Annotated in this window: 10 protein-coding genes; 4 read left to right on the plus strand and 6 right to left on the minus strand. The window is 67.9% G+C overall.

Annotated features, from left to right (window positions below; genetic code table 11):
- Positions 1-305 precede the first annotated feature (305 nt).
- The 4 genes from sigJ to QH195_RS29320 all read left to right on the plus strand — a co-directional run bounded on the left by sigJ (position 306) and on the right by QH195_RS29320 (position 2,875).
- Positions 306-1,256, plus strand: a complete 951-nt coding sequence (gene sigJ / locus QH195_RS29305; RefSeq protein ID WP_280437764.1) for an RNA polymerase sigma factor SigJ — start codon at positions 306-308, stop codon at positions 1,254-1,256.
- 58 nt (positions 1,257-1,314) lie between these two features.
- Positions 1,315-1,830: a gamma carbonic anhydrase family protein gene (locus QH195_RS29310; protein ID WP_280437765.1), complete on the plus strand. Its 516-nt coding sequence runs from the start codon at positions 1,315-1,317 to the stop codon at positions 1,828-1,830.
- Positions 1,831-2,048: 218 nt separating this feature from the next.
- On the plus strand, positions 2,049-2,186 hold the full coding sequence (locus QH195_RS29315) for a hypothetical protein (RefSeq protein WP_228813949.1): 138 nt from the start codon (positions 2,049-2,051) through the stop codon (positions 2,184-2,186).
- Between the two features lie 65 nt (positions 2,187-2,251).
- Positions 2,252-2,875, plus strand: a complete 624-nt coding sequence (locus QH195_RS29320) for a TetR/AcrR family transcriptional regulator (protein ID WP_280437766.1) — start codon at positions 2,252-2,254, stop codon at positions 2,873-2,875.
- A gap of 6 nt (positions 2,876-2,881) precedes the next feature.
- Here QH195_RS29320 and QH195_RS29325 read toward each other — a convergent pair whose 3' ends face one another.
- From QH195_RS29325 to QH195_RS29350, 6 genes are all read right to left on the minus strand, one after another.
- Complete coding sequence (locus QH195_RS29325) at positions 2,882-4,591, minus strand: Eco57I restriction-modification methylase domain-containing protein (RefSeq protein WP_280437767.1); 1,710 nt, start codon at positions 4,589-4,591, stop codon at positions 2,882-2,884.
- A 138-nt stretch (positions 4,592-4,729) separates the two neighbouring features.
- On the minus strand, positions 4,730-6,163 hold the full coding sequence (locus tag QH195_RS29330; protein ID WP_280423406.1) for an acyl-CoA carboxylase subunit beta: 1,434 nt from the start codon (positions 6,161-6,163) through the stop codon (positions 4,730-4,732).
- Positions 6,164-6,292: 129 nt separating this feature from the next.
- Complete coding sequence (locus QH195_RS29335; RefSeq protein WP_280423099.1) at positions 6,293-7,543, minus strand: KasA/KasB family beta-ketoacyl-ACP synthase; 1,251 nt, start codon at positions 7,541-7,543, stop codon at positions 6,293-6,295.
- 10 nt (positions 7,544-7,553) lie between these two features.
- The gene (acpM, locus tag QH195_RS29340; protein ID WP_033244933.1) at positions 7,554-7,856 is read right to left on the minus strand and encodes a meromycolate extension acyl carrier protein AcpM; all 303 of its coding nucleotides are present in this window, start codon (positions 7,854-7,856) and stop codon (positions 7,554-7,556) included.
- Between the two features lie 127 nt (positions 7,857-7,983).
- Positions 7,984-8,898: an ACP S-malonyltransferase gene (locus QH195_RS29345; RefSeq protein WP_280437768.1), complete on the minus strand. Its 915-nt coding sequence runs from the start codon at positions 8,896-8,898 to the stop codon at positions 7,984-7,986.
- Positions 8,899-9,026: 128 nt separating this feature from the next.
- Positions 9,027-9,672, minus strand: a 646-nt coding sequence (locus QH195_RS29350; RefSeq protein WP_280437769.1) for a PucR family transcriptional regulator, incomplete at its 5' end; no start/stop codon positions are given.

The following is a 9,672-nucleotide window of genomic DNA, read 5'->3' on the forward strand; positions in this document are numbered from 1 at the left end:
GGTTCGTGCCCCGCTGATGCCGTGCGTGTTCCGGACCGCCCAGCCCGGTCGATCCCGGACCTCGGTATGCCTGCTCGACACCCTGATAGCGAGCGGCGCGAGCCGCGCCGTATACCCCGGCAATATCGGAGTCCACCCGGTGCGGCGCCGGCGCTGACAGCGGTCTGCGACGGTCCGGATGACCGCTGCTCGGCGCTGCCGCAATATCCTGGCGGATGGCGCGGTTGTCACAGATCGAATGCCGGTTTCGTCATCGCGACGACACCGTATTGCCGGCCCACGGGCCCGAGGAACAAGGAACCGAAGTGACCGACGGACACGCCCCCGCCGACCTGGCCGCTCGTTTCGAGGAACTACGCCCCTACCTGCGCCGGCTCGCCTACAGCACGCTCGGCAGCCTGGCCGACGCCGACGATGTGGTGCAGGAGGCGTGGCTGCGGCTGCAGCGGCATCACGAATCCGGCGGCGACCGGATCGACAATCTGCAGGCCTGGCTCAGTACGGTCGTCGGGCGGCTCGCGCTGGACCAGCTCGGTTCGGCGCGTGTGCGGCGCGAACAGTACGTGGGCGAATGGCTGCCCGAGCCCGCGGTGGCCGATTGGGAGGATCCGGCGGATCGGGTCTCGCAGGACGAACGGGTCACCATGGCGCTGCTGGTGGTGCTGGAATCGCTGTCCCCGGCAGAGCGGACCGCGTTCGTGCTGCAGGACGTGTTCGGCATGGCCGGCCCGGAGGTCGCCGAGGTCGTGGGCCGCACCCCGGCCGCTGTCCGCCAGCTGGCCTCGCGGGCCCGGAAGCGAGTGGAGGACGGGACGCCGCGATTTCCGGCGTCACCGGACGAACACCGGAAGGTGGTTTCGGCGTTCGCGCTGGCCTGGCGGTCGGGGGATGTGAATGCCCTGCTGGGTGTGCTCGACGACCGGGTCACGCTCACCGCGGACGGCGGCGGGAAGGTGCCCGCGATCCGTAAGCCGGTGCAGGGCGCCGAACTCATCGCCAAGATGCTGCTCGGCTGGTATCACGCACCGTCGGCACCCGGCGGCTGGGGCCGGTCGATCGAGGTCAACGGTTCGCCGGGGTTGCTCGTTTTCGACGGCCGGCATCCGGGGGTCTTCTCCTTCACCGTCGATGCAGGCCGGATCACCGCCATCCACACCATCCGCAACCCCGACAAACTGCGCAACCTGCCGGAGGATATCGGCGCCGAGTGGTTCCTGAACGAATCGGCGGAGGGCACCACATCCGGAGGGAACTGAGGCGGCACGGCGGTCACCGTATCCCCGGGCCCGGAAACCGGCGGGTTAAGTTCGATCCATGAAGATCGAAGTCAGCGGACATCAGCCCGAGGTTCACGATTCCGCGTGGATCGCGCCGACCGCGTGTGTCATCGGCAGAGTGAAGCTCGAGGCGCAGGCCAGTATCTGGTACAACGCTGTACTGCGTGGTGATACAGAACTGATCACCGTGGGCGAGCGCAGCAATATCCAGGACGGCTGTGTACTGCACGCCGACCCGGGTTTTCCGACAACGGTCGGTGCCGGCGTGTCGGTGGGTCACAACGCGATCCTGCACGGCTGCACGATCGAGGACGACTGCCTGATCGGTATGGGCGCGACCGTGCTCAACGGCGCAGTGGTCGGGCGCGGCAGCCTGGTCGCGGCCAATGCGCTGATCCCCGAGGGTGCGCAGATTCCGCCGGGTTCGCTGGTGGCCGGGGTGCCCGGCAAGGTGCGCCGGGAGCTCACCTCCGAGCAGCAGCGCGGCCTCGAGCTCAACGCCATGGTCTACCTGCACCATACGACGGAGCACCGGACCGCCAAGGAGCTGTGAGGTACCGCCCGGACACTTTTATGGACAAGCGTCCAGTTGGTGGCTGATACGATGGAGCCAACGTATCCGGGGAGACGGGCGAGCTCGAAACCCGCTGTCCTGCAAGGCGTCGGCGTTTCGGGCGAGCCCGAGCGTGTGGGCACCCCAGGTGCCGGCAGGAGGTATGACGGGTGGCGTGTGAGCGTTCCGAGGCGCGCCGGCCGAACAGGCGGGTCAGTGTGGCCGATATCGCGGCGCAGCCTGGGGGTATCGAGGCGCTACGGCGCCGCGTCCACGAACTCCGCTCCAGCGGCGAAGATTTCGCGGCCAATGCGATAGAACGGGAGATGGCCGAGCTCGACCTGTCCGCGGAGTGACGCCCGGCACGAAACCAACGCGCAGGTCATGTGGTGGACACAGGGTCCGATACAGTGGTGAAACCATGCCACCCGTACCACCGATTCTGCAGCGCATCCTGTCCGAAGCACCCGCCGACAGCGTCAAGGTCCTCGACAGCGCGCTCTCGGCATTCCTGGACTTCGGGATCAAACGCACGAGCATGGGCGAGATCGCGCGGCGCGCCGGAATCAGCCCCGCGACCCTCTACCGCCGCTTCGAATCGAAGAACGATCTCGTCGAAGCGGTCACGGTGCGGGAAGCGCAGCGTTTCGTCGCCCAGATCGACGACCGGGTGCGCACGGTGGCCGGGTCCGAGGACCAGCTGGTGGAGATCTTCGTCGCCTTCATCTCCGCCATCGCGGGCAACCCGCTGCTGTCGCGGCTACTGCGCACCGAACCGGATCTGGTGCTGCCGCGCCTCACCACCGAAGCCGGTCCGATCCTCGCCGTCGGCCGCACCTACCTGGCCGCGAAACTGCGCGAACTCGGCGACTACGGTGACAGCACCGATTTCGACCCCGACCTGGTCGCCGAGATCATGGCCCGGCTGGCCCTGTCGCTGGCCCTCACGCCCGACGGTCTCATCCCCATCGAGGACGAAGCGGCCGGACGGGAGTTCGCGCGTCGCACGCTGCTACCGATGGTCTCCGGGCCCACCGCCGGCTGAGCCCGCTCACAACGCGAAGGCCCGGTTCACCAGGTCGTCCAATTCGTGTTGCGCAGCCGGCCCGGACTCCGCTTCCTGCGCCAGTTCACGGACCAGGCCGACGATCGCGACTGCCTGCGCGGTGGCCGGATCCGGTAGCGGCAACCGGGAAACATACTGGGTTATCCAGCGGCGGCGGCCGGAATACAGCCGGTTACCGCAGACCGCGTCGTAGAACCGCACTCCCAGCGCGGAGTTCGCGATACCCATCATCAAGCAGGCCAGTTCCTCGGCCGGGACCTCGCTACGCAGTTCGGACAGCGACATCCAGTAGCAGTCACCGTTGACCACCGCGCCCGACCGGTCCAGCGCGAACCGCGGGCGATCGCTGATATCCGGGAAAACCACCTTGGGTGTCCGCCACATATGCGGCCGCTGCGGGACCCAGTGCTCGAACCATTTCCGGCCGGCGCCGGTGAGATAACTCCGCGCGCTCAGCGTCTCCCGATGCTGTTCGAGATAGGCGGCGGTACGCGGATACTGCGCCAGCTCCACCGGTAGCCGGCGCGGATGGTCCAGCTCGTACGGGTACAGCACCCGGGTTCGGCGAGTGTTCTCGATCCGCCACGGGCGCAGGTCGTGGTGAGTGATGAGATCGCACAGCAGCTCGGGTTCGGTCTCCGGATCCCCCCAGTGCGCGGCGATGAACACGCGATCCGCGTTGGTCTTTATCCCCACCCGGATACGCGCGAGGTCGCCGAATGTCCGCCACATCCGGGCCGAAACCGCGTCCAGCCAGTCGTCATGCCCCACCCGAGCCATCCGCCACCCCATCGACGCCGATCCGGGCGGAATCGCCAGCTCCCCCACTGTCACCGCGAACTGTCGACCTTGCCACCGAACAGTCGCGTCGGTACCGGCGCTGAGCACCTCGAACAGATTTTCCTTCGCAACGAATGGCTCGTGATCCGGTAGGCTTTCGCCACCGTCGCGGCCCGCATCGGCCGGCGACTCCCGCCCGTCGCAATTCTCCTGGTAGACCGAGGCATAACGGCACCGCTCGCGCGTCCGGCCGCGCACGGCGATGGTCACCGCCGGCAGCACCGCCGCCTCGAACAGTTTCGTATCGCCCAGGTCGTACAGTTCCACGGGCGCCAGTTCACCCAGCAATACCGCACGCAGATTCGCGCCCGCCTTGGTGGTCAGAAAACGATTGGCGCACAACAGGCCGAGGACCCCGTCCGGACCCAGCAGGCGCGGTACCGCGGCGACGAACGGGTGGGTGAGATCGAACCGGCCGCGCAGCCCGAACTGCCCGCGCAACGCTTGCGCCGCCGCACCCCCCAACTGCTGGGTCCGCACGTACGGCGGGTTCGCGATCACCACATGGAAGGACTCCGCCGGCAGCGCGGAGCATTCGGCGAGGAAATCGGCCTGCCGCCAATCGACCGGTATTCCCTCGCGCGCGGCACGCTCCCGCGCCACCACCAGGCCCTCCGGGTCCAGGTCGTAACCCACCAGCTCGACAGGTACCCCTGGCAACCGCTCGGCGAGGGCGGCCCGGATCGCGAACAGCAATTCCCCACTGCCGCATGCCGGATCCAGCACCCGCACTCCCGACCCCGGCGCCACCACCCGCGCGGCCACCCGACCGGCGAGAAACCGCGCCAACGCGGTCGGTGTGTAGTGCCGGCCATGCCTCTTACGCTCGCGAGCCCCCGCACCATCGCGTTCCATGCGCGCATTCTTGCCGATGCGAGCCGCGGACCCGGTCATTTCCGGAATTTGTCAGCCGTCCGGAGGTCCGGATCCTAATGCCGACGGCTCCGGAGCAGGGTTGGCTCCGGAGCCCTCGACGGGGTGATACCTACGGCGTCACAACGGGATGTTCTTGTGGTGACTGGGCCGCGAAGGTGCGGAGGCCAGGGCGGCGGCGATCACGCTGCGGGTTTCGGCCGGATCGATGACCTTGTCCACCACACCGATGGACAATGCCCGCTCCACACCGCCGGCGATGGCCTCGTGTTCGGCGGTGAGCCGTTCGTGCAGCGCTTCGCGCTCCTCCGCCGGCGCGGCGGCCAGGGCCTTCTTGTGCAGGATGCCGACAGCGGCCTTGGCGCCCATCACCGCGACTTCCGACCCCGGCCAGGCATAGACCGCGGTGGCGCCGAGCGAGCGGGCGTTCATCGCGATATAGGCGCCGCCGTAGATCTTGCGGGTGACCAGCGTGACCCGCGGAACCCGGGCCTCGGCGAAGGCGTGCAGCAGTTTCGCGCCGCGGCGCACCACGCCGTCCCATTCCTGGCCCACGCCGGGCAGGTAACCGGGGACGTCGGTGATCACGACCAGCGGGATACCGAAGGCATCGCACAACCGGACGAACCGGGCCGCTTTCTCCGCGCTCTTGGAATCGAGGCAGCCACCCAGTCGCAGCGGGTTGTTCGCCAGCACACCGACGGTGCGCCCGGCGAGCCGGCCGAGACCGGTGACCATGGAGCGGGCGTAACCGCCCTGCAATTCCTCGAAGCTGGATTCGCCGTCGACGTTGTCGAGCAGTTCGTGCACGATCGGTTTCACGTCGTAGGCGCGTTTGGCCGATTCCGGCAGCATGGCCTGCAGGTCGACATTGCCGTGTTCGGCGGCGACGAGATCGAATTCGCCCTGTTCGGCGAACATCGAGACCAGGCGGCGTGCCCGGTGCACGGCATCGGCCTCGTCGTCGGCGACGATATGGGTGACGCCGGACTTCTTGCCGTGGGTTTCGGGACCACCGAGAGTGGCCATATCGACCTGCTCACCGGTGACGCTGCGCACCACATCGGGACCGGTGACGAAGACGCGGCCCTCGGGCGCCATGATCACGATATCGGTGAGAGCGGGACCGTAGGCGGCACCGCCGGCGGCGAACCCGAGTACCACCGAAATCTGCGGTACCAGGCCGGACGCGCGGACCATGGCCTCGAAGACCAGGCCGACCGCGTGCAGTGCCTCGACGCCCTCGGCCAGGCGGGCTCCACCGGAATGCCACAGGCCGACCACCGGAACACCGGAATCGATGGCGGTATCGATGGCGTCGACGATGTGCTTGCAGCCCTCGACCCCCATGGCGCCGCCCATCACGGTGGCGTCCGAGCAGTAGGCGACGGTCCGCACACCGTCCACTTCACCGATGGCGGCGAGCACGCCCGACCTGTCCCGCGGGTGCAGGGGTAGCACCGTGCCGGGGTCGAAGAAGCGTTGCAGCCGGCCGAGCGGATCGCGCGGGTCTGTCGCGGTTTCCTGGTGGCGGGCCGGAGCCATGATTGTCATCGCGTTCTCTCCTCGATGATGTGTGGCCGAGGCACGGGCCACAGGTGCCGAAGCACAGTGCGGGGCCGCCGGTACTGCCGGCGGCCCCGCACTGGGTCGTCGAACTATTCGGTCGGATCCGTTGGGGCTCTAGGCCCGACCGAAGGCGAGCGCGACATTGTGCCCACCGAAACCGAACGAATTGTTGATCGCGTACTCGATCTCCTGGCGGCGGGCTTCGCCGTGCACCACGTCGAGGTCGATCTCGGGATCCTGGTTGTCCAGGTTCAGGGTGGGCGGCACGATACCGTCCCGGATGGCCATCACGGTGAGCACCGATTCCAGCGCACCGACGGCGCCGATCGAATGCCCGAGCGCCGATTTCGGCGCGTAGACCGAGGCGTGATTGCCGACGGCCTTGTTGATCGCGTTGGCCTCGGCTGTATCGCCGATCGGGGTGGCGGTGGCGTGCGCGTTGATATGGGTGATGTCCCGCTTGGACAGGCCCGCGGTCTGCATGGCCCGGGTCATGGCGCGAGCGGCGCCGGTGCCCTCGGGGTCGGGGGCGACCAGGTGGAAACCGTCGGAGGTGATCCCGGCGCCGAGCAGGCGAGCGTGGATGGTCGCTCCGCGTGCCTTGGCGTGCTCCTCGGTTTCGATGACCATGAGCGCACCGGCCTCGCCGAAGACGAAACCGTCGCGGTCCTTGTCGAACGGACGCGAGGCGGCCTTCGGGTCGTCGTTGCGGGTGCTCATGGCGCGCATCATGGTGAACGCCGCGATCGGCACCGCGTCGATGAAGCCCTCGACGCCGCCGGTGACGACCATATCGGCGTCACCCATGACGATCATCCGCCAGGCGTTCGCGATGCCCTCCGAACCGGACGAGCACGCCGAGACCGGAGTGACCACTCCCGCCCGGGCCTTCAGCTCGAGACCGACGACGGCGGACGGCCCGTTCGGCATGACCATCTGAACAGCGAGCGGCGAGATCTTGCGATAACCGCCGTTCTTCAGCTTGTCGACCGAATCGATGAGCGCGTCACCGCCACCTAGTCCAGTGCCGATGGCCACACCCAGCCGGTCCGGATCGACCTCCGGGCTGCCCGCATTGCGCCAGACCTCACGGCCCAGCACGGTGGCGAGCCGCTCGACGTAGGCCATCCGCCGGATCTCGACCCGGCTCAGCAGGCTGTCCGGCGACACCTTCAGGTGACCGCCGATACGAACCGGAAGGTCGTATTCCTCGACGAAAGAGTCCTCGAGAACGTCGATTCCGCTCTCGCCGTTGAGGAGTCCCTTCCACGTCGCATCGACATCTCCCGCGATGGACGTGGACGCCGCCAGACTGGTGACGACGACGTTGGGGAAGTTCCCGTTCAGGGTGGAAGGAGTGGTCACGGTGTCGGCCCTACTCGGCGTTGTCGAACTTGGCCTTGAGCTCGGCGGCCATCTCGGAGTTCTCGGCCTCGAGCTTCTGGACGTAGGCGACGGAGTCGCCGACGGTCTTCAGGCTGGCGAGATCCTCGTCGGGGATCTTGACGCCGTACTTGTCCTCCATCTGCACCGCGATCTCGACCATCGACAGCGAATCGATGTCCAGGTCATCGACGAAGGACTTCTCCATCGTTACCTCGGAGGGCTCGATACCGGTCACCTCTTCGATGATCTTGCCGAGTTCCTCGACGATTTGTTCCTGGGTCAGAGCGGCCACTTCGTGGCTCCCTTCTTGTTTTTCCGTGTAGGGCTTTACTTGGTACTTCGGGCCGGAACGGCGAACGGTTACGCCGCCCGGTGCCGGGTTCCCGCCGCGAAACGGTGGAAACTCGGCCGCAGGCACGCTAGCCGGAGCTTGCGAGCCCGGCCAGCGCGGGGATGTCCTCGGGCGTCTTCAGCGCCAGGTTGGGGGTGCCCTTGAGCTCCCGTTTGGCAATGCCGACGAGGGTTCCCGCCGGTGGCAGCTCCGCCACCGCCGAAACGCCGGCCTGCCGGACGGTTTCGGTGCACAGGTCCCACCGGACGGGCCGGGTGACCTGCGCGGCGAGCTTAGCCACCGCGTCGGCGCCGGATTCGACCGGCTTACCGTCGGCGTTGGACAACAGTGTCCGGGTGGGCTCGTGCGGGGTGATCTCGGCGATCGCCGCCGCTACCGCCTGCTGGGCCGGTGCCATGAACTCGGTGTGGAACGCGCCCGCCACCGGCAGTGCGCGCACTCGTGCCTTCTCCGGCGGATTCGCTGCCAGTTCGGCGAGCGCGTCGAGCCGGCCGGCCGCGACGATCTGACCGGCGGCATTGCGGTTGGCGGGGACCAGCTCCAATTCCGCGAGCCGGGCCAGCACGGCGGCCTCGTCGCCGCCGAGCACCGCGGACATACCGGTGGGTTCCAGCGCGCACGCCTTCGCCATTTCGGCACCGCGGATAGCCGCCAGCGTAACCGCTTGGTCCGCGGAGATCACTCCGGCGACAGCGGCGGCGGCGAGTTCACCCACCGAATGGCCGGCCACGATGGTGTCGGCCGGTACCCGGCTCTCGCCGATCTCGGCGAAGGCGAGCAGTGCGGCCGCTACCACCAGTGGCTGGGTCACGGCGGTATCGGTGATCTCTTCGGCGGTCGCCTCGGTACCGAGCCGGACCAGATCCAGACCCGATTCCTTCGACCACAGTGCGAGGCGGTCATGCGCGCCCGGCAGGTCGAGCCAAGGCGCGAGCATGCCGGGTGTCTGAGAGCCCTGTCCAGGGGCGAACAACGCGATCACGTACCTAAGAAAACACTGTGAAGCGGCTCTCGCGAGATGTCGACGTGAATAGAGCTTGCGGACGGCTTTTGTATGGTCCCCACAAAAGCCCGCGTGGCGTGTCCGGATCGGCGGAAAGATCCCAGCCGTTACAGCCCATCTTTGTCCATTGGGACAAAAGGTTCCTCTGGGACAGGTGTCGACGATTCGTTACGAGTTCGTGTCAGCCGACCCACTGTGGCGGCGATTCGCAGCACGTAGGAGTCCCGCGGGTTGAGCGGATCCCGGCCGGTGACCTCACTGATCCGCTTCAGGCGATACCGGACAGTATTTGGATGAACGTACAGTTGCCGAGCACACATCTCGACCGCGCCGCCGCATTCCAGATAAGCATCCAGGGTGTCCGCCAGGGCGGAACCGGCCGAAGCCAACGGAAGCACAAGGTACTCGACAAGTGCGTCCACCGCAGCTCGATCACCGAGCAGGGCACGTTCGGGCAACAGTTCCATCGCGTGCACGGGCCGCGGCGCGTCCCGCCACCCGATGACGGCCTCCATACCGGCCAGCGCCTCGAGCGCGCTGCTGTGGGCCGCGCCCAGGGTGCGGGTGGTCGGCCCGATCACCACGGGACCGTCGGAGAACGCCTCGGTGAGCAGATCGTCCATGAACGGCGAGGAGTGCGGGGCCTCACCGAGATGACCGCTCACCACCATCACCAGCCGCGACCCCTGCACCACCGCGAGCGCGGGGCCGCCGGGCCCGGGGGGCCGGGGGGGGAGCCCCCCCCCCCCCCCC

It is taken from the genome of Nocardia carnea (assembly GCF_029868855.1).
GTDB lineage: Bacteria > Actinomycetota > Actinomycetes > Mycobacteriales > Mycobacteriaceae > Nocardia > Nocardia carnea_A.